Consider the following 21,533-nt stretch of genomic DNA (forward strand, 5'->3'; position numbering starts at 1 on the left):
CCTACTCCGCCGCAACCGGCGTGATGACCTGGTGCACGCCCTTGGCGCTGCGATAGCGATCAATCCGCTGCTCGATCTCGCCGCGGAAGCAGCGGATCAGGCCTTGGATCGGCCAGGCGGCGGCGTCGCCCAGCGCGCAAATGGTATGGCCTTCAACTTGGCCAGCGACGTCGAGCAGCAGGTCGATCTCGCTGTGATCGGCTTCGCCTTTCGCCATGCGCTCAAGCACGCGCCACATCCAGCCGGTGCCTTCGCGGCACGGCGTGCACTGGCCGCAACTTTCGTGCTTGTAGAAATACGCGATGCGCGCAATGGCGCGGATCATGTCGGTGGACTGATCCATCACGATCACCGCAGCCGTGCCGAGGCCCGAGCGATGTGGCGCGGCCATTAGCGCATCGAAGTCCATCAGCATCTCTTCGGATTCTTGCGCCGTGATCATGCGCACCGATGAACCACCCGGGATCACTGCTTTGAGATTGCCCCAACCGCCCCGCACGCCGCCGGCGTGCTCCTCGATCAGCTGCTTTAGCGGAATACTCATCGCTTCTTCGACGTTGCACGGCTTGTTCACGTGGCCGGAGATGCAGAACACCTTGGTGCCGGTGTTGTTGGCGCGGCCGAAGCCAGCAAACCACTTCGCGCCACGGCGCAGAATGGTCGGCACCACCGCGATCGATTCAACGTTGTTGACCGTCGTCGGGCAACCATAGAGGCCAACGTTCGCCGGAAACGGCGGCTTCAGGCGCGGCTGGCCCTTCTTGCCTTCAAGGCTTTCAAGTAGCGCGGTTTCTTCGCCGCAAATGTACGCGCCAGCGCCGTGGTGCATGTAGATGTCGAAATCCCAGCCATGCACGTTGTTCTTGCCGACAAGCTTGGCGTCGTACGCCTCCTTGATCGCGCGCTCCATCGCCTCGCGCTCATAGACGTACTCGCCGCGGATGTAGATGTAACAAGCGTGCGCCTGCATCGCGAACGACGCGACGAGGCAGCCTTCGATCAGCAAATGCGGATCGTGACGCATCATGTCGCGGTCTTTACACGTGCCCGGCTCTGACTCGTCCGCATTCACGACGAGATAGTGCGGCCGATCCTTCACCTCTTTCGGCATGAAGGACCACTTCAGGCCGGTCGGAAAGCCGGCGCCGCCGCGCCCCCGCAAGCCGCTTTCCTTCACCTGGCTGATGATCCAGTCGCGACCAGCCGCGATCATGTCTGCGGTGCCGTTCCATGCGCCGCGCTTCTTCGCGCTCTCCAAGTCGGGCCCGTGGGCGCCGTAGAGATTGAGGAAGATGCGATCCTTATCCGCGAGCATTGGAACTCCAGATCATAAACAAGCGAAGCGCGAACCAAACCGCGCCAATAGCGGGAGCGATAACGTAGGGGCTGGTGAGATCGAGCCCCTGCACCATGGCGTTGTAACCAGCCAGGCCGCCAAGAACGGCGACAACGGTGGCATAGATGACAAGCTTGCCGCTCTTCAGCGCGCTGCCTTCGAGCGGCTGCTCGACTGCGAGCTTCTTGCGCGGCGGCAAATTCGGGGGCGGTGTCTCGCTCACGCCTTCTCCGGCAGAGCAGGCAGAGTGAGCGGCTTGCCGAGCGAGCCGTCATAGAGCGATGGATCAGTCAGCGTCTTCGCAGCTCCTTCAGGCGCCGAGGTTTGGCGCTCAATGGCGGAGCCCGGCTCAATCTTCTCACCGCGCGCGAGCTTATCCATGATGGCTTCGAACGCGTCCGGCGAGAGATCTTCGTGGTAGTAATCGTGGATCGCCACGATCGGCGCATTCACGCACGCGCCCATGCACTCCATCTCTTCCCACGAGAACAGGCCATCCGCCGTCACAGTGTGCGCGGGACCGATGCGGCGTTTGCAGACGGCTTTCAGTTCTTCTGAACCGCGCAACATGCACGGCGTCGTGCCGCAGATTTGAAGGTGATGTTTGCCGACCGGGTGCAGCTGAAACATCGTGTAAAACGTCGCGACTTCCAACACGCGGATCGGCGGCATCTCTAACAGTCTCGCGATCTCCTGGATCGCGGGTTCGCTGACCCCGCCTTCCTGCTTTTGCGCCAACCACATGATCGGGATCACGGCTGACGCCTTGCGCTCCGGCGGATACTTGGCGATCCACCAGCCCGCTTCGTCCATGGTCTCTTTCGAGAACGCGAAGCTGTCTGGCTGCTCTAGGGCGAGGCGGCGTACGCTCATCGTTAGATTTCCAACTCTTCGGTCACTAGGCTCTCGCCCAGCATCTTCTTGCGGATGATCACCAGCTTCGATTTGCCTTGCCGACGCATCAGAAACGAATGCACCAACGAACCAGTACTGGGGTCAGCAGCGGCGCTGTAGTTCGCGACCTCCCATCCTTGGGAGGTGAAAGCGGTCAGCGGCTTATCCATGTCGCTCATGGTTTAGACTCCGGCGGACGAGGGCCGAGCCGCTCCATCACGGCTTCGACACGAGCGCGGTGCAGGTCCTTCAGCAGCGGCCCCGTCGCGGGCAACGCGCGCAGAAGAAAAATTACGCCGATGCCAACGGCTACGGCGATCATCACGTCAATCCCGGCCGGCAGCCGACCGATCAGCAGGATGATCACAACCGGAATTGGGATCATGAAACCAGCCGCTTGAACGGTAAGCGCCGCCAGATAACGCCGATTGCCGCCCGGATAAAGCGCGCGCGTGCGCGGTCGGCTGAAATAGGTGAACGCCACCGCCAACGCGATAGCGATCACAACCCAAAGCGCGATCTGCGCTAGCAGCGACCAGCCATCGATCACGTTCATGCTGAGGCCCTCCGGCCTTCGATGACGTCGAGCTTGGCCAGCGCCTTGTTGGCGTCATCACGCGCTTTCAGCAGCGTCGCGCGGCGGTAGGCACGGAGATAAGTCGAAAGCACCGGCGCCTTCAGCAACGCGCCGCGGCGGATGACGATCAGCATCAACAGCGCCGGCAGAAACGAAAGCGACGACATGCCGGGCGACAAGCCCGGATCAAACCCTCGCACATCCATCACCTGCATCCGCAGCGGCACGATAACGAAACCGATCAACAGCCCGATCGTGAGCCCTTGGATGGCCGCGCCGATGCGCACGCGCGCCGGATGATGCTCAACGTGCTCCGGTCTGAAGGCAAAAAACGAATGGATCACGAACGCAAGCATGATCACGAGAGCAACAATGCCCTCGATCCAAAGCATGAGCGGTGCGTCTTCCGCGCTCACCGATCGATCTCACCGAACACGATGTCGAGCGAACCGAGCACGGCGGAAACGTCGGCCAGCATATGGCCCTTGCAGAGATAATCCATGGCCGCGAGGTGTGGGAAACCGGGGGCGCGGATCTTGAGGCGGTACGGTTTGTTTGTGCCGTCACTAACGAGATAAACGCCGAACTCGCCCTTGGGCGCCTCGACAGCGGCGTAAGCTTCGCCGGCGGGCACGTGGAAGCCTTCCGTATAGAGCTTGAAGTGATGGATCAAAGCTTCCATCGAGTTCTTCATCTCGGCGCGGCGCGGCGGCGCGTACTTGGAGTTCTCCGTCATCACCGGACCGGGCGTCTGCCGCAGCAGCTTAATGCATTGCTGCATGATCTTGGTGGACTCGTACATCTCCTCCGTGCGGCAGAGATAGCGATCGTAGCAATCGCCGTTCTTGCCGAGTGGAATTTTGAAATCGAGTTCGCTGTAAATCTCGTACGGCTGCGAGCGGCGCAGGTCCCAGGCCATGCCGGAGCCGCGCACCATCACGCCGGAGAAGCCCCAGTTCAGCGCGTCCTCTTGGCTGACGACGCCGATATTGACGTTGCGCTGTTTGAAGATGCGGTTGTCAGTGAGCAGGCCTTCGATGTCGTGAACCTTGGGCGGAAATTGCTCGCACCACGCTTCGATGTCGTCGATCAGTTGCGGCGGCAGGTCTTGATGCACGCCGCCTGGGCGCACGTAATTGGCGTGCATGCGCGACCCCGAAGCGCGCTCATAGAACACCATCAGCTTTTCGCGTTCTTCGAAACCCCACAGCGGCGGCGTCAGCGCGCCAACGTCCATCGCCTGCGTGGTGACGTTCAGCAGATGGTTTAAAATGCGGCCGATTTCGGAATAGAGCACGCGGATGATCGAAGCGCGGCGCGGCACGTCGATGCCAGCGAGCTTTTCGATCGCCAGGCAGAACGCGTGCTCCTGGTTCATCGGCGCGACGTAGTCGAGCCGATCGAAGTACGGGATCGCCTGTAAGTACGTCTTGTACTCGATCAGCTTCTCGGTGCCGCGATGAAGCAGTCCGATATGCGGATCGACACGCTCAACAACTTCGCCATCGAGTTCGAGCACCAAGCGCAGCACCCCGTGCGCGGCCGGGTGTTGCGGACCGAAATTGATCGTGAAGGTGCGCCGGTCTTCTGAGACGCCTTGCGAATGGGAGGCGATGTGGTCAGCCATCACGCCGCCCCCGAGATGTCGTGACCGAAAATTAGAAGATGGCCGTCGAAGTCGCGAATTGAGAACTCGCGCATCATGTAGACCTCATCCTGGGGTTCGCAGACGATGTCAGCGCCCGCGGCCTTGAATTCGGCGTGCAGCGCGTCGGCGTCTCGCACCCAAAAATAAGCATCGGCGCGCCCGTCATAGTTGGCGTTGGGATGAATCGGCGCGCCCTGGTCGACCTGATTCAGCATCAGCGAAACCTCGTCGCGTTGCGGGATGGCGAAGCGCGGCGGATCGCCCCACAATTTCGGCGAACGCATGCCGAGCTTGGTGGCGTAATAGTCGTGCGCCTTCACCACGTCAGCGACCAGCAGCACCGGCGACGCGGCGAAGATTTGCTTGCCGCCGCTCATTCGCTTCGCTCCGCCGCCGCCTTCGCCTCGGCCATACGTGAATTGAATTTGCTGCTGATCGCGTCGTCCTCGGCAATCGATGCATCCATTCCCTTCAGCATGACTTCGGTGACGAACAATCCGCCAAGAAGCACGGCGGCGATGAGCAGAAACACGGCACTAGTTAAGAAGCCCGAGAACTCGTTGCCGTGGACAATGCCGCTATAAGGAGCAACCGCCATGCATCCCAAGCCGACTGCTAGCAAAACCAGCGTCGCCATCGAAGGCGCGCGCGCGGGGGCGGATACGTCCGCCACTATTTCTTCTCTTCCGGCGGAGCGCCCGCTTTTTCATCGCCGGGCAGCGTCATGCCTTCCCACGGCGAGAGGAAGTCGAAGTTGCGGAACGCTTGGGTGAGTTTCACCGGCTCATAAACAACACGTTGCTGCTCGCTGTCGTAGCGGACCTCGACGTGGCCGGTCAGTGGGAAGTCTTTGCGCAGGGGATAGCCTTGGAAGCCGTAGTCCGTCAGCAACCGGCGCAGGTCGGGGTGGTTGGCAAACAGGATGCCGTACATGTCGAACGCCTCGCGTTCAAACCAGTCGGCGCAGGGATAGATGTCGGCGATGCTGGCGACCGCGGTCTCTTCGTCGGTCTCAATCTTGATGCGGATGCGGTGGTTTAGCTGCATCGAGAGCAGGTGATAGACGACATCGAAACGCTTGCCGCGCTCCGGATAATCCGCGCCACAAATATCGATCATGGTGGTGAACTTGCACCGCGGATCGTCGCGCAAGAATTTGATGACGGGATAGATCTGATCGGCGCGCGCGGTGAGGGTCAGTTCGCCGAACGCCACCGAAGCGCCCTCGATGGCGCTGGTCATCGACGCCTTGATGTGAGCGCCAAGGTCTTCAAGCGCTTGGCTCATCGCACGATATTCCCTGAGCGGCGGATTTTGCGCTGTAGCTGCAGCACGCCATACACCAGCGCTTCCGCCGTCGGCGGGCAGCCCGGCACATAAATATCGACGGGCACGATACGGTCGCAGCCACGCACGACGGCGTAGCTGTAGTGGTAATAACCGCCGCCGTTGGCGCATGAGCCCATTGAGATAACGTAGCGCGGCTCCGGCATCTGGTCGTAAACCTTGCGGAGCGCCGGCGCCATTTTGTTGGTCAGCGTCCCGGCAACGATCATCACGTCGCTCTGACGCGGCGAAGCCCGCGGCGCAAACCCGAAGCGCTCCAGATCGTAACGCGGCATCGAAGCCTGCATCATCTCGACCGCGCAGCACGCAAGCCCGAACGTCATCCACATCAGCGAGCCGGTGCGCGCCCAAGTGATGAGATCATCAGCAGCGGCAACGAGAAAGCCCTTGTCGGCAAGCTGGTTCGACAGACCCGTGTAGAACGGATCGTCCTCTTTCACCGGATAGCCGCCCTCAACGCCGCTACGCGCGGCGCCGCCGGCTGGAGTGACAATGGTCATGCGCTCACTCCCATTCCAGCGCGCCTTTTTTCCATTCGTAGATGAAACCCACCGTCAGCACACCGAGGAACGTCATCATAGACCAGAACGCGAACTGGCCGATCTCGGGCGGCATGTCGCCCAACGTGATCGCCCACGGAAACAGGAACGCGACTTCGAGGTCGAAGATGATGAAAAGGATCGAGACGAGATAAAAGCGCACGTCGAACTTCATGCGCGCATCGTCAAACGCGTTGAATCCACACTCGTAAGCCGAGACTTTTTCCTTGTCGGCGTTCTTCGGCGCGATCACCCAGGCGGCGATCAGAAAGCCCGCGCCCATGACGAGCGCGATCGCGAAAAAGATCAGGATCGGCGCGTATTCGAGGAGGTCCAAACCCATGCGTTTCACCTAGGCGCGTCGGCGTCTCGACGCCAGGGATCCAGGCGCCGCAGCCGCGAAATCGGCGCGGACGCTAGTGGCGCCCGCCTCGGGACGCAACCAGCGGAATAGCTGCGAACTACTCGCAATAAACGCTCAGCGGAACGGATTCGGACGGTCGCGGATCCACTGCGGGAAGATCCACTTTCTGCCCGCGGTTGATCGAGCGCGCGGCACATGTCGCCCGGTGACGAATGCGTGAGGCAAGCTTGCGCGCCGTACGCGGCGCTGACGTTATGCCTGTGGCACGGCACTAAGTGATTTGGCGGCTGGCGGAAGTCGCTGAAGCGAACGCTGACAAGAATGGCGCGAGTGACGGGGCTCGAACCCGCGACCTCCGGCGTGACAGGCCGGCGCTCTAACCAACTGAGCTACACCCGCGCATCTTTCGCGAGAGGCAGGGGGTTAGGACAAGCCGCTCCACCGGTCAAGCGCGGCAGAAAGGCCCTTCTGACAGACAAAGCTTAAGGCTGCGCTGCCTCGGGATTGTCCCACGCGCGCGTGGGCGAGTTGAGGCGGAGCAGCGCTTCCACGCGCTCGTTGGGCGCCAGCACGTCGGCGCCGCCGACATCGCGGACGCCGGCAAAAGCCACCCCGGTGGCGACGTCGATCGCCACGATGGAGACCCCTTCTTCGCAGCCCTGCTCCGAGCAACCCCGGAACACCAGAGCCTCGGCCCCGCCGCCGGTCAGCAACGCACTTGGCGTCGCCTCCGCCATGCCTCGCCACAGGCGAACCCTGTCCGCCGCCGGAATACCCAGGGCGTCCGGGCTATAGCTAGCGCCGGCAGCCGCCACGAACTCTGAATAGGTCTGACCCGCGTGCGGGCTAACGTCCGGCGCCACCGCGGCCAACGCGGGGGCCGGGCCAGGCGCAGTCCGTTCGGGCGCGAGCTGTCCGCACCCACCGGCTGCCGTGAGCGCGGCGACCACCAGCATGCGCGAGAGATTGCACGTCATTCCCGGACCTTAGCCCCGATCGCGGCATGGGGGGAAGCGCCCTCCCCATCCATCGACGATGCGGGCCAGCGGGCGAGCGCAACCGACAAAAAAATGGCGCGGAAGCCAGGAGGCCTCCGCGCCATCGAAAGCAAAACTGTTCAGCTTAGCCGAACAGGAAGCTGTCCTTGGTCAGGTTGGTGACATCGTCGATCCGAACGACATCGACGCCGCCCACGCCGCCATTGGCCAAGCCAAGGTCGATGAAGGTGTCGCCGCTCGCAACGCTGACATAGAGGTCGGCGTCGTCGAGCTTGTTGTTGGCGTTGGAGTCGAGATCACTCCAAACCAAGTCTGTCGGTCGAAGGTCGATCAGATCCGTGTTCTTTTTGAAGTCGGTGATGCGGTCTTGGCCGTCGCCGAAAGCGAACACGAAGTGGTCGCGGGCGTTGCCGCCGGTCAGCGTGTCGTTGCCGATGCCGCCGTCAAGCGTATCGATCCCGTTGCCACCGGTCAGCTTGTCGTTGCCGGCGCCGCCCGAGAGCGAGTCGTTGTCGTTGCCGCCATCGAGCTTGTCGTCGCCGTCGCCGCCCGACAGGGCATCAATGCCGTTGCCGCCGTAGAGCGTGTCGTTGCCATCGCCGCCGTCGAGCGTGTCGTTGCCGCTGCCGCCGTCGAGCTTGTCGTTGCCGTCGCCGCCAGTCAGCGTGTTGTTGCCGCTGTTGCCGGTCAGCGTGTCGTTGAACGCGCTGCCTTCAACGGCTTCGATGTTCGTGAGGCAATCGCCGGCGGCATCGCCGCCGCTGCCGGAGCCGCTGGCCAACGAGACGTTCACTGCTGCGCCGGAACCTTGGTAGCTGGCTGTGTCGAAGTCAGCGCCGCCGTCCAGTTTGTCACCGCCTGCGCGGCCCATCAGGAAGTCATCGCCGGCGTTGCCGTAGAGCTCATTCTTCGCCGAGTTGCCGATCAGGACATCGTCGCCCGATCCGCCGCGTGCGTTCTCGATGACAACGCCGGCGGCGATCGTGAAGCCGCCCCAGATGCCATCAACGAAAGAGACCACGCCACCACCGGTCGGGCTGTAGTTCAATGTGGCGGCGGTGAGATCGATGCGGGCGTTACGGGCGCCATCGTAGCGGATGGTGTCTTTGCCCTTCGTATCCCAGATCGTCTCGTAATAGGTGCCGACCGCTTGGACGTCTTTGATCGTGTAGGTGTCGTTGCCCTCGGCGTAGTGATTGTTGGCGCCGTAACGCTCTTGCAGCATTGCGATATCGAACGCGCTCAGAGTGCCAGCCCAACCATTGCTCACGCCGGCAATCGTGAAGGGTGACTCGCCATTCGGGCCGGTTTCCCATGAGCTGTTGTAGCTCATGACCGTGTAGACGCCCTGGTTCAGGTCGTAGATGCCGTACGAGCCTTGCGCGGCGGTGACGCCGAGCATGATCTCAGAGCCGCCGCCGTTGTCGTGCGGGTGCGCCAGGCCGTGACCGTGGCCGAACTCGTGCAGGATGGTTTCGAACGAATACCCGCCTTGCTCGAGGCTTTGCGGGAACGCGCCCCAACCGCCGCTATCGACGTTGAACGCCGCGATGCCTTGCGCATCACCGAACGCCGGATCCTGCGGATACATGTAGGCGCCGAACGAAGCGGACGTCGTCGTGAACAACCGGAATGTGGCTGCGCTCTCGTCAGTGGTGATTTCATAGTTCACGCCGAGGACTTTCTCGTATTCCTCAAGCGCCTTCATCACTTGTTGCTTTTCGAAATCGGTCCAACCAAACGACGGCAGCCCTTCGCCGAAATCGTTGCCCGCCTCGGCAAAATAAACATAGGCGGTGTTGCACTCGTCGAACTGCACGTTGTTCGCGCTGACCCAGTTGATCGAGTCCAGCGGATCGTAATCAGCGGGATTGATCTCCGAGGACGTAATCGAAAATCCGCCGCTGTAGGGCTGATAGGAAAACACGTCGAGATAATAGGTTCCGCTTTCTTCGGCGAAGAAGCCGACGCGCGACCCAAGATCACCGCCGAAGAAGTTGATGTCGTCGTTCAATGCGACCAGATTTCCGTCACCGTCGTATATGGCGATAACCGTGTCGAGTTCGCCTGCCGGAAGATTGAATATATCCGAATTGTAGTCGGCGCCGCCGGCGATCTCGAATGAGTAGAACATTCCCGCTTCCGCGGTGAACGAATAGGTGTCTACTTCGCCGAAACCAGGACCGTATGGGCCGTCGGGGCCGGCGTCGATAAAGCCGTAAGCGACAGTGCCGATCGTTAGCGACGGGGCGCCAGCGAACGTGTCGCCGACGATATCGGTTGGGGGCTGCAGCAGAGCGTCGAGCGTGTACCCGCCGGTCTGGCTCGCGCTAAAGCCCTCGACGCCGATAATATGAAGACCGGTGTAGGTCGCCGTGTACGTCACCAGCGAGTTGACGCCCGCGCCGCCATCATCGTCGAAGTTAAGCAGTCCAAAACCGCCGTTGAGAACATACAGAAACGTATCAGGCAGCGGCGTGGCGCCGGACCCGTACACGCTGAACATGTAGGTTTGGCCCGCAACCAAATTGAAACCGAAGAAATCCGTTTCGCCGGGATTGATCGTGCCGTCGATTGCGACGTCATTGGAGGGCGCAGCGATCGTAGTCAGATTGCCCTGCGAGCTGGTGGACGGTGAGTGAACAGCGCTGCCGTCTTTTCCGCTTGAAGCGGCCGCGGCGCACCCTGCGCAACCACAGGCGAGGGCATGGAACGTCAAGCCGCTCGTGTCTTCTTGCGGCTTGTGCAAAAGGCCGCCCACATCGCCCCTGGATAAGCTCGAAGTCCCCCAAAAATCAGATGATGGGCCGGTCCCGTCCTGACGTAGATACATCTGCGTTCCCCTGTTCACCAAGCCTGTGCAAATTGACTTGCCGAGGATTTCAAAAGGACCGCACAATCCCGTTCGCGATGTTGGATTGCGCTCGTTCGCCAGTGGCCCAAATGAACTCCACGCTACGCTCAACCTATGCGGCGCTTTTTTGGATCGCAACGCTAATCGTGGCGGCGTGTTCGTGCAATCCAACGGTTCCAACCGCATATGCTGCGCCCGCACAGGAGACGCCAAACATGCAAGAAACACGCGAGGATGGAGGCGTGTCAGGGTTGCCTTTTGCGCGCGGCGCGATTTTCCGTTGCCTTGACGACTATCTCGTTCACTTGGAAGCACATGGCGCGATCGATCTGCCCTGGTGGCGAGAGATCAGTCCGGGCGTTTATGAGCGCGTTGTAAGAATGACCGGCGCCGAGCGCGAAGTCGCGACGCGAGAAGAGCTGATGCAACGTTTCGGGTTTGAATGTTGAACGCCCTGATCGCGGTCAACCCTCGCGGAAGCTGCTCCAAATCGATTGGTTGAGCGGCTCTAAAAGGTACTGAAGTGCGGTGCGCTTTCGGGTCGGGACCACGACCTGCGCCGGCAAGCCAGGGCGTAACTGGCGCGCGCCGGATGCTTCAGGATTCAGCCGTTCCAGCTCTTCGCGCGACACCGCCATCTGTAACAAGAAATAAGCATTGCCGTTGCGCTCATCGACAAAACGGTCGGCCGATACGCGGCGTACTTCGCCGCGCAATCTCGGCATGTTGCGTCCCGAGAACGCGGTGATCAGCACTTCGCCTTCCAACCCCTGATGCAAATCGTCGGCATCCTCGGGGCGCACCTGGGCTTCGACAATCAGGTCTTGCCCTTCCGGCACAATGTCCATCACCGCTTCACCGGCCCGCACGACGCCACCGACCGTGTTGGCTTGCAGGCCGACGATGACGCCGGCCACCGGCGCGCGCATCAGCGTGCGTTCCAGTTCGGCTCTGGCGCCGGCGAGCTGCGGCAGCAACTGCGCAAGACGCGCTTCGATGTCCCGTAGCTCTTCGGCGCGATCTTCCATGGCGCCCGCGATGGCCGCACGCAGTTCGGCGCGGCGGCCGTCGAGTTCGGCCTGAGAGCGCTCCAATGCGCGCACGCGCGTGAGCGGCATCAGGCCCCGTTCAGCGAGCGAGCGCACGCCGGTCAGTTCGTCCTCAAGCAAGCTGTGCTGGCGGTTGATCGCAACAATTTCTTCCTGATAGCCGGCGATGCGGGCTTCAACCGCGCCGCCACCGGAGCGTTGCGTGCGCAGCGCCGCGCGCCGCGATTCCGCTTCGATGCGATGGCGCTCAAGCGCGGCGTCAGCGATGGCGCGATCTTCGGGCGGCAACGCCGCCCACTCGGCGGGCGCTTGTATCTCAGCCCCGGTATCGCGTGAGGCGAGCAACTGAGCGCGCTGCATTTGCAGATCGAGCGTTTGCGACAAGATCGCTTCCTTGCGCGCCAGCACTTCCGGCGCGCTGAGTTCGATCAGCAGTTCGCCCTCCTGAACGCGTTGGCCCTCCTCCACCGCAATGCGGGAGATCACACCGCCATCGCGATGTTGCACGGTCTGGCGGCTGCCGGCGACGACGACGACGCCGGGCGCGACGACAGCCGCATCGAGCGGCGCAAACGCCGCCCAGCCGAGAAACAGGCCAAAGAAGCTGAGCAGCGCGATCACGCCAAATCGGATCTCTCGCCGCGCATCATCGCTGGTCAGCGCTTCGTCGGCGTCGGAGATCGCCACTATTGGCTCTCCCGCGCCCGAATTGGCGTCAGATTTCCGGAACCGGATTGCGCCGCGTTCAAAGTGCGCATGATCTCGTCGCGCGGTCCGAAAGCGTCGATGCCGCCGTCGCGGACGACCAGCACCTTATCGACCGCGGCGATAACACCGGCGCGGTGCGCGACGGTGAGCACCGCGGCGCCCCGCGCCTTGGCGCGATTGATCGCTTGGATGAGGGCAACCTCACCCTCGGCGTCGAGGTGCGCGTTGGGCTCGTCGAGCACAAGCAACACGGGGTCATCATAGAGCGCGCGCGCCAACGCTACACGTTGCGCTTGGCCAAGCGACAAGCCGCGACCCATCGGGCCGAGCTGTGTGTCATAGCCCTTCGGCAAACGCAGGATCATGTCGTGGGCGCCAGCGGACTGCGCCGCGGCGATCGTTAGCGCATCTGCTTCGTTTGACGATGGCGCGAAGCGACGAATGTTCTCGCCTACCGTGCCGGCGATCAGCGCGACTTCCTGTGGCAAGTACCCGACGTGGCGTCCCAAGGCGTCCGGATCCCAGTGCGCCAAGTTGGCCCCGTCCAGGCGCGCGACGCCAGCGTCTGGCGCGATAGCGCCGGCTGCGACACGGGCGAGCGTCGATTTACCTGCGCCGCTTGGGCCGATCACACCCAACACCTCACCGCGTTCCGCGGCGAAAGAGATGTTGTTGAGCGCGAGCCTATCGCCTTCAGGGAGGCGCACGCTAACCCGCTCGAAGCGAAGGCCAGTCGTCGGCGCCGGCAGCGTGGTGCGGTCGATCTCTTGGGGCGCGTCATCAATCAGTTCAGTCAGATTGCGGAACGCCAGTCGTGCCTGCTCGACCTGGCGCAGCCCGCCCACGACCTGTTCCAGCGGCGCCAGAGCGCGCGCTGCGAGGATCGAGCCGGCGATAAGAGCGCCTGGCGAAATTTGTCCGTTCACGGCGAGGTAGGCGCCCGCGGCCAAAACCCCCGACTGCAGCAGGAGACGCCAGAAGCGCGAGGTCGAGCCATATGCCGCTTGCATCATGGCGGCTCGTGTTTGCTCGGTCAGCAATTCCTGGCGGCGCTCTAACTGGCGGTCGATCAGAACGCCGCGCATGCCGAGCGCGCGTACCGCTTCGGAAGCGCCGCGATCGGCCTCCTGGGCCGCGTAATAGCGCGGCGCGAGAGCCGTGGTGCGTTGGATGATCGGGCGCATGGCGTGTTCGTTGCGCAGGGCAATGAGCAACAGAATGATGCCGCCAGCCAAAGTCAGGACGCCGATCAGCGGGTGGATCATGAAGCAAACCGCCACGAACACGATGGTCCAGGGCGCATCGAGAATGGCGGTGGCGGCCGGGCTGGCGAAAACTTGTCTCAGCGTATCGAAGTCGCGCGCCGCTTGCGTGCGCGAGAGGTCGGCAGGTCCGCGCCCCGCGCCGAACCCAAGCTGGATAACCTGGCGCGAAAGCAGCCGATTGAGCCGGAGGCCAATGCGCGCGCCGATGCGTTGACGCGTCAAATCGAGGAGTGCGAGCACGCTCAGCGCGAAGATCAGCACAACACCGAGCAACCCCAGTGTCGCGATGCCGCCCGTGTTCAGGACGCGATCGTACACCTGCATCATGAAGATCGACGGCGCGAGGTAGAGCAGGTTGATGCCGGCGCTGAAAACGACCGTCCAACCGAGCAAGTTCCGGCACGCCCGTACCGCGCCGCGCAGGCCCGATGTCTGATTTGCCGCCAAAGGTCACCCACCATCCATCGGACCGTCACCGGACCGGCCAGTCCACCTAACCAAGGCCAGCCAGCCCGGCAATGCCCGCGCGCACGCCCCGTACGCGACAACCGCCCCTAAATTCCCCTTGGAACCTGGCGCTCAGGGGATCGGAGGCCGCAAAACAATGAGGGCCTAGCGGCCAGCTACCCGTCAGCACGAAAAGACCCAAGACCATCACGATCGAGCGCGATAGTGTGCACCGAGGCATGTCGAACGCGCCGAAGCCGTCGGTGAGGACAACAATGGCTAAACGCGCGCGCGCCATCTTCGCTGTCGCAACGCTGCTTGCCGGCTGCGCGGATCCAACGCTTTCCCCCGCTCAGCCGACCTTATCATCGCAGTCTGACTTCGCCGTAGAACCCGTCCGGCAATGGCGCTTGCCATCCGCGCTCGATGAAATTTCAGGGCTCGCCGCGGCCACGGATGGCCGGTTGTTCGCGCACGACGACGAGCGCGCGGTCCTCTACCAGATCGACCCGGCGCAAGGCCGTCTCGCATCGACGTTCGCGGTGGGCGCGCCTGAGACAGGTGACTTCGAGGGCCTCGCCATAACGCCTGACGGCGTATTCTGGTTAGTCACCAGCGCCGCCGAATTGCTGAGTTTTCGCGAGGGAGAAGGCGGTTCGCGTGTCGCCTTCGAACGCTTCGACAGCGGTCTTCGCGATATTTGTGAAGTCGAGGGACTGGCCTATCTGTCGGCCGACGACGGCCTCATTCTCGCCTGCAAGCACATGGACGCTGGCGACATGCGCGATCAAGTTCAACTGTATGCTTGGCGTCCGGGCTCGCCGGCCAGCCTTTGGCGCTCGATCCCCAAACGCGATGTGACGGAGGCTGCGGGCGTCTCGGACTTCCAGCCGTCATCAGTGGAGATTGAAGCGTCCACCGGCGCGTTCTTTGTGCTGTCGGCGCGCGACGGCGCAGTCGCATGGTTCGGCGCGGACGGATCGCTACGCAGCGCGTGGGCGCTGAGCGCGGAGCACACGCAGGCGGAAGGGCTCGCGCTCTTGCCGGACGGCCGGCTCGTTATCGCGGATGAGGGTGCGCGCAGGGGCGCACTGCTTTCGATCTATGAGCGGCGTCATGATTAGATATTTGCGCACATTCCTCGCGGCATGCGCACTCCTCGCGGGCGCTTGCGCGTCTGCGCCGGCGGCGCGCGCGCAAGCGCATTGGGATGGCGTTTCCCGTGTGGTGGCCGTTGGAGATCTTCACGGCGATTACGAAAAATTTGCCGACATGCTGCGCACTGCGAACTTGATCGATACGCAAGGCAATTGGGTCGGTGGCCGCGCGCATCTGGTGCAACTCGGAGACATTCCCGATCGCGGCCCCAACAGCCGCATGATCATGGACCATCTGATGCGCCTTGAGCCACAGGCGCGGCGTGCGGGCGGCTACGTGCACGCTTTGATCGGCAATCACGAGGCGATGAACGTCGAAGGCGATTTGCGCTACGTGCATCCCGGCGAATACGCCGCCTTCGCCAACGCCGGTTCAGAGCGCCGCCGCCAACGCTATTATCGCGCCACGCTCGACGCGCTCCGTGCACGGCCGCCAGCGAGTGGCCTGCCCGTGTTCGATGACGCCTTCCGCGCTCAATGGGAAAGCACGTATCCACTGGGTTACGTCGAGCATCGCGAGGCCTGGGGACCAAACGGACGATACGGCCGCTGGATCGCGAGCCACGACGCCGTCATCCGCATCAACGACACACTGTTTGTGCATGGTGGCCTCGGTCCGAGTTTTGTCACACCGAGCGCAGACGTGATGAACGACGCTGTTCGTGGGGCGCTGCAGGGGCGACCTGACCCGGTCTATCTGGACATTGTCACCAATCAGGAAGGCCCGCTTTGGTATCGCGGCCTATCTCTCAACGCCGAAGAGACCGAACGCGCCAATCTTGAGGCCCTGCTCACGCGGCATGGCGTAGCGCGGATCGTTGTTGGCCACACCAAACGCGCGTCCACGGTGTGGCCCCGCTTCAACGGGCGTGTCCTGATTGCCGACATCGTGGTGCCTGCCGGCTTCAGCGACCCACATGCCTATCTTGAAATCGACGGCAACCTGACGACGATCTATCGCGGCACGCGCGTCCCGCTTCGGGCTGCAACGCGGGACGAAACTTGCGCTTATCTCGCGGCCATTGCCGCTCTCGATGAGGCTGGCTCGCCCAACACCACGGCCGCGGCGCAGTGCGCCACGCCCGCCGCCGCCGAAGCTATCCCCGGCAGCGCTGAATAATCTGAGACTGCACCCGCGCCGGGTTCTCGATCATCTCGAAGAAGTCGTCGATGTAGCGCTGCGCTTCGCGGCGCTTGCTTTCGGTTAAGCGAGGTTCATTGGCGATGACGGCTGTCAGTTGCGCACGGCGAGCGCGGAACGTTTCGATCGCGGCGGGAATTTCGGCGTTGTGCCGGCACATCCCGCGATAGAGCCGGGTCCGGATATTGTTGATCGGGAGCCCTTCGGGAACCGCTGCGTAGGGCGCGTCGGCAAAGCCCGAACCATCGAAATCGTACGGCACCGGGATCACGGCTTGGCGTGACTCTTGGGTTGCCGCGAGCAGCTTGCTGTTGTGGCAGCAATCTTCGCCCGGCACGCCGGTGACCAAATCCCAATCGAGATTGCCGATCATCATTTGAAACAGCACGTACCGCGCAGTGGCGGCCGCATCGAGATGCGGGGTACGAACGCCGCCCGTCATCACGTCTAACGCGACACGCTGATTGCGGTCGGCGACGTCGTCGATGTCCTCGATTAGAAAGTTGAACTGGGTCTCGTCACGGCGCCGACCCTCCGTGTCGCGATAGGTCACGCGTAGAGGACGCACGCGATAACTCAATGGCGTGATCTCGTTATAAAGCCGATAGGCCAGATATTCGTGGACGATGATCTGCTCGTAGTTGCGGCTCGGACGGCAGGTCGTCACCAGCTTAAGACGGTTCTGTCCTTGCAGCACTGTGCCGCCCAACGTGTCCGCGTCGAAGTCCAATCGCAGTGGCGGAAACGCACAATAGCCGCGTGTGCGACGCGAGAGCCCTCGTGCCGACAGTGCGATCTCGAAGCGCGACGGTTCGCCGGCGCCGATCAAGGTCACAACGGCCGGATGCGGATCGGTGCTGCGCGGCGCCTGGCGGAGCAGCGTCGACAGCGGCGCCTCGATCGTCAGCTCGAGCTCTGTGTCCGTCGAAAACAGCGCCGTTTGCGCGGATGCCTGGCCAGCAAACGAAAGAGCGGCCGCCACCGCCAATAAAGCCAACCATCTCATGGCGCCCTCCCAGAACGGACTCGAGCCACTATGGGCAAGGATGAGCTTGGCTGGAAGTCCGCCGATGACATGGGATGGCCTACCATCCGAAGCTCGCGGGTGGAGCGCGCAGTCCTCCTACGCCAAGGCTTCGGAGGACATCCCACGCGCTGCACGAGCGTAGGATGGTGGGCGGTGAGGGGATCGAACCCCCGACCCTCTCCGTGTAAAGGAGACGCTCTACCGCTGAGCTAACCGCCCCTGTCCATTGGCTATCTGCCGGCCTTCCCTCTGGCCGTCCGCGCAATCCCGCGCAAGGGCGCCGTGAGCTCTGTGCCGCAGACCTTGCAGTGACGCGCATCGAGATCGTGTCGATCCGCGCCGCACTCGGTGCAGCGGACAATCTTTTTCTCCGGCGCGAAGGCCTTTTGAGCGATCGAGAAAAAGAGACTGATGCCGGTGATCATCAACACAATGGTGAAGATGCGCCCGCCCGCGGTCCCCAAGGTTATGTCGCCATAGCCGGTCGTCGTGAGCGAGGTGACCACGAAATACATGGCATCGACGAAATTGTTCAGCCCAGGATGGTGACCCAAGAACAGCGCCTGCGTCACGCCGGCGGCGAGGAAGATGAAGACGACCATCGTGACGATCGCCTTGCTCAGCTCCTCCACGTAGGTGTCATCCCAACGCCCGCGCGCCAGCACGTTCCAGAAGCGCTCGCTGTGCACCAGCGTCCACAGCCGCAGAATGCGCAGGAAGCCCCAATTGTAGAGAACGGCGGGGAAAAACAACGTCGCCAGCACGATGAGATCGATCCAAGTGGTCGGATATTTCAGCCACCGCCGCAACGTTCCGAACGCGAACAGGCGCGCGAGCAGATCGATGGAGAGAAAAGCCGCGATGGCGGCGTCAATCAGCCAGAAGTACGGTTGCTCGGCGATGAACTGGCTGCCGATGAAAAAGCCGATGATCAGCAGATCAAGCGCCAGCAGCACGCCCTGAAAGCGCACGGCCGATTGCGTGTGTCCAAAGTAGAGCGCTCGGACGCGCGAGCGCAGACGATTGCCCGGCTTCACCCTTGGTTGCTCGTCATCGTCTTGAAGAACTCGGCCGATGCGGCGTCCTCGCCAGTCTTCTCAGCCGGCACGTCTTCGCAGAACTTAACCCACGGAACGCGGCTCTCGATCCCGTATTGGATAATGATCGGCGCCGCCTCCGGCTCATCGAGCGTGCCGGTGGTGACGTAGAAGCGCGCGTCCGGCGTGTTGTAAGCGAATGAGAGCGGCGTGCCGCAATCGCGGCAAAAAGCGCGCGACGCCAGGTTGGAGCTGGCGAACACCGCGGGTTCGCCCTTGGTCCAGGCGAAGTCCGCCTTCTTCGAACCCACGAGCGCGGCGAACACCCCGCCGGTGGCGCGCTGGCACATGCGGCAGTGGCAGACGTGACTGTTCTCAAGCGGCACGTAGAAGGCGTAGCGCACGGCGCCGCATTGGCAGCCGCCGGTGACAACGGGCGTTCGCGTCTCGGTCATGATGTCGCTCTAGCTCCGTTCGCCGGGGCGAGGCAACGTGCGGCGCATCATGAACACATCTCCAACCGCGCTGGCCGGCGTACGCGTGCTCGATCTCTCTCGCGTGCTGGCGGGACCGTGGGCGACGCAGATCCTGGGCGATCTGGGCGCGGACGTGATCAAGGTGGAAAAACCCGGCGCCGGCGATGACACGCGCAGCTGGGGTCCGCCCTTCACCACCACGCCCAACGGCGAACGAGGCGACGCCGCCTACTATCTCGCCGCCAACCGCAACAAGCGCTCGGTGGCGATCGATTTCGCAAAGCCGGAGGGCGCAGCGCTGATCAAAAGACTCGCACCGCAGTGCCAAGTCTTTGTCGAGAACTTCAAGACCGGCGGGGTGAAGCGCTACGGCCTCGATTACGAGAGCATAGCGGCGCTCAATCCGGCGATCGTCTATTGCTCGATCACCGGTTTTGGCCAAACCGGCCCGTACGCGAAACGGCCTGGCTACGACTACATGATCCAGGCCATGGGCGGGCTGATGAGCCTCACTGGCGAACCCGACGGTGAGCCGATGAAATCCGCCGTCGCGGTCGCCGATCTCTTTACAGGCATGTACGCCGTCACGGCCATCCTCGCGGCGCTGCGCCACGCCGAGCGCACCGGCGAAGGTCAGCATCTCGATATCTCACTGCTCGATTGCCAGATCGCGATGCTCGCCAATCTCGGCATGAACTATCTGGTCTCAGGCGAGGAGCCAAAGAGGCTCGGCAACGCACACGCATCCATTGCGCCTTACCAGGTGTTCGCGACTGCCGACGGACACGTCGTGTTGGCCGTCGGCAATGACGGCCAGTTCCATGATTTCTGTGTGGCTGCGGGGCTGACTCTGGCCGACGATCCTCGCTTTGCCCACAACGCCGCGCGCGTCGCCAATCGCCTGGCGCTGACGGATGCGATTGGCGCGGCGATGCGGCAACGGCCGACGGCTGAGTGGATGGGCGCGCTTGAAGCCGCAGGCGTGCCGTGCGGGCCAATCAACACACTGCCGCAAGTGTTCGCCGACCCGCACGTGATTGCGCGGCAAGCCGTACACACAATGACGCGCGAGAAAGGCGCTGAAGTCCGGCTTACCGCCAACCCAATCCGCATGAGCAAGACGCCGCCGCGCGCCGATCACGCACCGCCTGCGCTAGGCGCAGACACTGACGCGATCCTCGCCACGCTGCTCAACGCCGACGAGATGGAACTTCGTGCGCTGCGGGAAACGGGCGTGATCTGACATGTCATTGCAGCAATGCGAGGAACTGCCGCCAAGGCGGGACGTTTAGGGCGACTGAGTTCCAGTGAGGAGAAACTCTATGCGTCTAACGCTTATAGCACTTGCGGCAGCGGGCCTGTTGGCCACTGCATGTACACAATCCGGCAATGTTGAGCGTGGCGCAGCGACGGGCGCGGTGCTTGGCGGCGTGGCTGGCGCAGTGATCGGCAACAACACCGGCGACGGCGACGCGGCGCAGGGCGCCGCGATCGGCGCGGCCATTGGCGCGGCAGGCGGCGCCTATGCCGGTTGCGTGCGCGACGGCGGCTGCGGCGCGAACAACGGCCAACAAGTGAACCGCCGCCAATCGTACGACGCCCGCAGCGGCCGCTATTACTTCCAAGACCCGCGTTCGGGTCGTTGGTACTACGAAAACGGCGACCCCTACCCGTAGGGTCTTCCTTAACGTACAAGAACGCCGCGTTCCGGAAGGAGCGCGGCGTTTCTCATTGGGCGTGCTCTGGACGGCCTGCCATCCGAAGCTCGCGCGGGTGAGCTACGGTCCTCTTTCGCCTGGGCTTCGGAGGACGACCATCCTCCACTCGCTTCGTGAGCGAAGGATGGTCGGGGCAGAGGGATTCGAACTCTCGACATCCAGCTCCCAAAGCTGGCGCTCTACCAGGCTGAGCTATACCCCGACTGGGGCGCCGATCTGCCATGCGCCAGCGCGCGGGGCAACAATCCTCAGCCGGCGAAGATGCGATGCCGCACCCGGTCTCCAGGGCGGATGCCGCGTTCCGCGGCAAGTCCGGCGCGAATTTCGAGAACGCCGCGCGCCTCACCTGTCGAAGGGATCATGTTTTCCGAATACGGCGTGGTGTGATCGGCGATATTCAGGACTCGGCCGTCCGCTCCGATAAAGATGATGTCGAGCGACGATGGCGTATTGCGCATCCAGAACGTCACCCGGCGAGGCTCTGGGAAGTCGAACAGCATGCCGCGATCGTCCGGCAGGGGCTCGCGGTACATGAGGCCGTGATCGCGCTCCTGGTCGTCGTCCGCGATTTCGACATTGAAGCGCACGGCGCCGCCGGAGGTTTCCACGGTTAGCACTTCAGTCGGCGCTTCAGGCCCGACGCTTGCGCCACTGGCGGTTTCCGCCGCCTGCTGCGCACAGGCGCTGCCGGCGATTAGCGCGGCGATCGCGATGGCTCGCAACGTGGTCTTGAGCATGTCCCAGTCCTTCAGTTCGGCGTGCTTCTAGCACGGCCTCTGAACGCGCGATAAGGCGGGAAAGTGGCAGGCCCTAGGGGAGTCGAACCCCTCTTTTCAGGTTGAAAACCTGACGTCCTAACCGATAGACGAAGGGCCCACGGAACCACGTGGAAACGCGGGAAGCGGCCATATAGAGGCGCCCGCCGAGGCTGGCAAGCCGGACCATCCGCCG

General features: G+C 62.9%; 25 protein-coding genes and 4 tRNA genes. 5 read left to right on the forward strand and 24 right to left on the reverse strand.

Annotated features, from left to right (window positions below; genetic code table 11):
* Nucleotide 1 precedes the first annotated feature (1 nt).
* From nuoF to DSM104635_RS20005, 15 genes are all read right to left on the reverse strand, one after another.
* Nucleotides 2–1,315, reverse strand: coding sequence for an NADH-quinone oxidoreductase subunit NuoF (gene nuoF / locus DSM104635_RS10290; protein WP_158766114.1), 1,314 nt, complete (start codon nucleotides 1,313–1,315; stop codon nucleotides 2–4).
* Entirely contained in the window at nucleotides 1,302–1,559 is a 258-nt protein-coding gene (locus tag DSM104635_RS10295) for a hypothetical protein (protein ID WP_158766115.1), read from the reverse strand. The genes nuoF and DSM104635_RS10295 overlap by 14 nt, the downstream gene beginning before the upstream one ends.
* Entirely contained in the window at nucleotides 1,556–2,209 is a 654-nt protein-coding gene (gene nuoE / locus DSM104635_RS10300; protein ID WP_158766116.1) for an NADH-quinone oxidoreductase subunit NuoE, read from the reverse strand. The genes DSM104635_RS10295 and nuoE overlap by 4 nt, the downstream gene beginning before the upstream one ends.
* 2 nt (nucleotides 2,210–2,211) lie before the next feature.
* Nucleotides 2,212–2,409 carry a hypothetical protein gene (locus DSM104635_RS10305; protein WP_158766117.1) on the reverse strand — a complete coding sequence of 66 codons (198 nt, stop codon included), beginning with the start codon at nucleotides 2,407–2,409 and terminating at the stop codon, nucleotides 2,212–2,214.
* Entirely contained in the window at nucleotides 2,406–2,786 is a 381-nt protein-coding gene (locus DSM104635_RS10310; RefSeq protein ID WP_158766118.1) for a hypothetical protein, read from the reverse strand. The genes DSM104635_RS10305 and DSM104635_RS10310 overlap by 4 nt, the downstream gene beginning before the upstream one ends.
* On the reverse strand, nucleotides 2,783–3,223 hold the full coding sequence (locus tag DSM104635_RS10315) for a hypothetical protein (RefSeq protein WP_158766119.1): 441 nt from the start codon (nucleotides 3,221–3,223) through the stop codon (nucleotides 2,783–2,785). Before DSM104635_RS10315 ends, DSM104635_RS10310 begins: the two co-directional genes overlap by 4 nt.
* Nucleotides 3,220–4,434, reverse strand: coding sequence for an NADH-quinone oxidoreductase subunit D (locus tag DSM104635_RS10320; RefSeq protein WP_158766120.1), 1,215 nt, complete (start codon nucleotides 4,432–4,434; stop codon nucleotides 3,220–3,222). The genes DSM104635_RS10315 and DSM104635_RS10320 overlap by 4 nt, the downstream gene beginning before the upstream one ends.
* Complete coding sequence (locus DSM104635_RS10325; RefSeq protein WP_158766121.1) at nucleotides 4,434–4,832, reverse strand: VOC family protein; 399 nt, start codon at nucleotides 4,830–4,832, stop codon at nucleotides 4,434–4,436. The genes DSM104635_RS10320 and DSM104635_RS10325 overlap by 1 nt, the downstream gene beginning before the upstream one ends.
* Nucleotides 4,829–5,092: a hypothetical protein gene (locus DSM104635_RS10330; protein WP_158766122.1), complete on the reverse strand. Its 264-nt coding sequence runs from the start codon at nucleotides 5,090–5,092 to the stop codon at nucleotides 4,829–4,831. The genes DSM104635_RS10325 and DSM104635_RS10330 overlap by 4 nt, the downstream gene beginning before the upstream one ends.
* 35 nt (nucleotides 5,093–5,127) lie before the next feature.
* On the reverse strand, nucleotides 5,128–5,742 hold the full coding sequence (locus DSM104635_RS10335) for an NADH-quinone oxidoreductase subunit C (protein WP_158766123.1): 615 nt from the start codon (nucleotides 5,740–5,742) through the stop codon (nucleotides 5,128–5,130).
* Nucleotides 5,739–6,302, reverse strand: coding sequence for a NuoB/complex I 20 kDa subunit family protein (locus DSM104635_RS10340; protein ID WP_158766124.1), 564 nt, complete (start codon nucleotides 6,300–6,302; stop codon nucleotides 5,739–5,741). Before DSM104635_RS10340 ends, DSM104635_RS10335 begins: the two co-directional genes overlap by 4 nt.
* A 4-nt stretch (nucleotides 6,303–6,306) precedes the next feature.
* Complete coding sequence (locus DSM104635_RS10345; RefSeq protein ID WP_158766125.1) at nucleotides 6,307–6,684, reverse strand: NADH-quinone oxidoreductase subunit A; 378 nt, start codon at nucleotides 6,682–6,684, stop codon at nucleotides 6,307–6,309.
* 343 nt (nucleotides 6,685–7,027) lie between these two features.
* Nucleotides 7,028–7,104 (reverse strand) — tRNA-Asp (locus tag DSM104635_RS10350).
* 83 nt (nucleotides 7,105–7,187) lie between these two features.
* Complete coding sequence (locus DSM104635_RS10355) at nucleotides 7,188–7,682, reverse strand: hypothetical protein (protein ID WP_158766126.1); 495 nt, start codon at nucleotides 7,680–7,682, stop codon at nucleotides 7,188–7,190.
* A 145-nt stretch (nucleotides 7,683–7,827) separates the two neighbouring features.
* Entirely contained in the window at nucleotides 7,828–10,452 is a 2,625-nt protein-coding gene (locus tag DSM104635_RS20005; protein ID WP_158766127.1) for a M10 family metallopeptidase C-terminal domain-containing protein, read from the reverse strand.
* A 347-nt stretch (nucleotides 10,453–10,799) separates the two neighbouring features.
* Here DSM104635_RS20005 and DSM104635_RS10365 point away from each other — a divergent pair, with 347 nt between their 5' ends.
* Nucleotides 10,800–11,006, forward strand: coding sequence for a hypothetical protein (locus tag DSM104635_RS10365; RefSeq protein WP_158766128.1), 207 nt, complete (start codon nucleotides 10,800–10,802; stop codon nucleotides 11,004–11,006).
* Between the two features lie 15 nt (nucleotides 11,007–11,021).
* On the opposite strand, the gene DSM104635_RS10370 is transcribed toward DSM104635_RS10365, so the two are convergent.
* Together DSM104635_RS10370 and DSM104635_RS10375 are read right to left on the reverse strand one after the other, a co-directional pair.
* Nucleotides 11,022–12,293: a beta-barrel domain-containing protein gene (locus DSM104635_RS10370; RefSeq protein ID WP_158766129.1), complete on the reverse strand. Its 1,272-nt coding sequence runs from the start codon at nucleotides 12,291–12,293 to the stop codon at nucleotides 11,022–11,024.
* Nucleotides 12,293–14,026: a type I secretion system permease/ATPase gene (locus tag DSM104635_RS10375; RefSeq protein WP_158766130.1), complete on the reverse strand. Its 1,734-nt coding sequence runs from the start codon at nucleotides 14,024–14,026 to the stop codon at nucleotides 12,293–12,295. The genes DSM104635_RS10370 and DSM104635_RS10375 overlap by 1 nt, the downstream gene beginning before the upstream one ends.
* A 275-nt stretch (nucleotides 14,027–14,301) precedes the next feature.
* Between DSM104635_RS10375 and DSM104635_RS10380 the strand changes: the two genes are divergently transcribed.
* Together DSM104635_RS10380 and DSM104635_RS10385 are read left to right on the forward strand one after the other, a co-directional pair.
* Nucleotides 14,302–15,150, forward strand: coding sequence for a YjiK family protein (locus tag DSM104635_RS10380; protein WP_158766131.1), 849 nt, complete (start codon nucleotides 14,302–14,304; stop codon nucleotides 15,148–15,150).
* The gene (locus DSM104635_RS10385; protein WP_158766132.1) at nucleotides 15,143–16,303 is read left to right on the forward strand and encodes a metallophosphoesterase; all 1,161 of its coding nucleotides are present in this window, start codon (nucleotides 15,143–15,145) and stop codon (nucleotides 16,301–16,303) included. Before DSM104635_RS10380 ends, DSM104635_RS10385 begins: the two co-directional genes overlap by 8 nt.
* Here the strand turns inward: DSM104635_RS10385 and DSM104635_RS10390 are convergent.
* From DSM104635_RS10390 to DSM104635_RS10405, 4 genes are all read right to left on the reverse strand, one after another.
* Nucleotides 16,281–17,330 carry a hypothetical protein gene (locus DSM104635_RS10390; protein WP_158766133.1) on the reverse strand — a complete coding sequence of 350 codons (1,050 nt, stop codon included), beginning with the start codon at nucleotides 17,328–17,330 and terminating at the stop codon, nucleotides 16,281–16,283. The two genes, DSM104635_RS10385 and DSM104635_RS10390, sit on opposite strands and share 23 nt — an antisense overlap.
* A 165-nt stretch (nucleotides 17,331–17,495) precedes the next feature.
* A tRNA-Val gene (locus DSM104635_RS10395) sits at nucleotides 17,496–17,570 on the reverse strand.
* Between the two features lie 11 nt (nucleotides 17,571–17,581).
* On the reverse strand, nucleotides 17,582–18,388 hold the full coding sequence (locus DSM104635_RS10400; RefSeq protein ID WP_158766134.1) for a potassium channel family protein: 807 nt from the start codon (nucleotides 18,386–18,388) through the stop codon (nucleotides 17,582–17,584).
* Nucleotides 18,385–18,843 (reverse strand): GFA family protein, encoded by a 459-nt coding sequence (locus DSM104635_RS10405; RefSeq protein WP_158766135.1) that lies wholly within the window; start codon nucleotides 18,841–18,843, stop codon nucleotides 18,385–18,387. Before DSM104635_RS10405 ends, DSM104635_RS10400 begins: the two co-directional genes overlap by 4 nt.
* A 49-nt stretch (nucleotides 18,844–18,892) precedes the next feature.
* Between DSM104635_RS10405 and DSM104635_RS10410 the strand changes: the two genes are divergently transcribed.
* Nucleotides 18,893–20,107, forward strand: a complete 1,215-nt coding sequence (locus tag DSM104635_RS10410) for a CaiB/BaiF CoA transferase family protein (RefSeq protein WP_158766136.1) — start codon at nucleotides 18,893–18,895, stop codon at nucleotides 20,105–20,107.
* A gap of 79 nt (nucleotides 20,108–20,186) precedes the next feature.
* Entirely contained in the window at nucleotides 20,187–20,540 is a 354-nt protein-coding gene (locus DSM104635_RS10415) for a YMGG-like glycine zipper-containing protein (protein ID WP_158766137.1), read from the forward strand.
* 167 nt (nucleotides 20,541–20,707) lie between these two features.
* Here DSM104635_RS10415 and DSM104635_RS10420 read toward each other — a convergent pair.
* The 3 genes from DSM104635_RS10420 to DSM104635_RS10430 form a co-directional block, all read right to left on the reverse strand.
* Nucleotides 20,708–20,784, reverse strand: a tRNA-Pro gene (locus tag DSM104635_RS10420).
* 46 nt (nucleotides 20,785–20,830) lie between these two features.
* The gene (locus tag DSM104635_RS10425) at nucleotides 20,831–21,319 is read right to left on the reverse strand and encodes a DUF192 domain-containing protein (protein WP_158766138.1); all 489 of its coding nucleotides are present in this window, start codon (nucleotides 21,317–21,319) and stop codon (nucleotides 20,831–20,833) included.
* Nucleotides 21,320–21,383: 64 nt separating this feature from the next.
* Nucleotides 21,384–21,458 (reverse strand) — tRNA-Glu (locus DSM104635_RS10430).
* Nucleotides 21,459–21,533 lie beyond the last annotated feature (75 nt).

The sequence above is a fragment of the Terricaulis silvestris genome, assembly GCF_009792355.1.
Taxonomy (GTDB): Bacteria; Pseudomonadota; Alphaproteobacteria; order Caulobacterales; family Aquidulcibacteraceae; genus Vitreimonas; species Vitreimonas silvestris.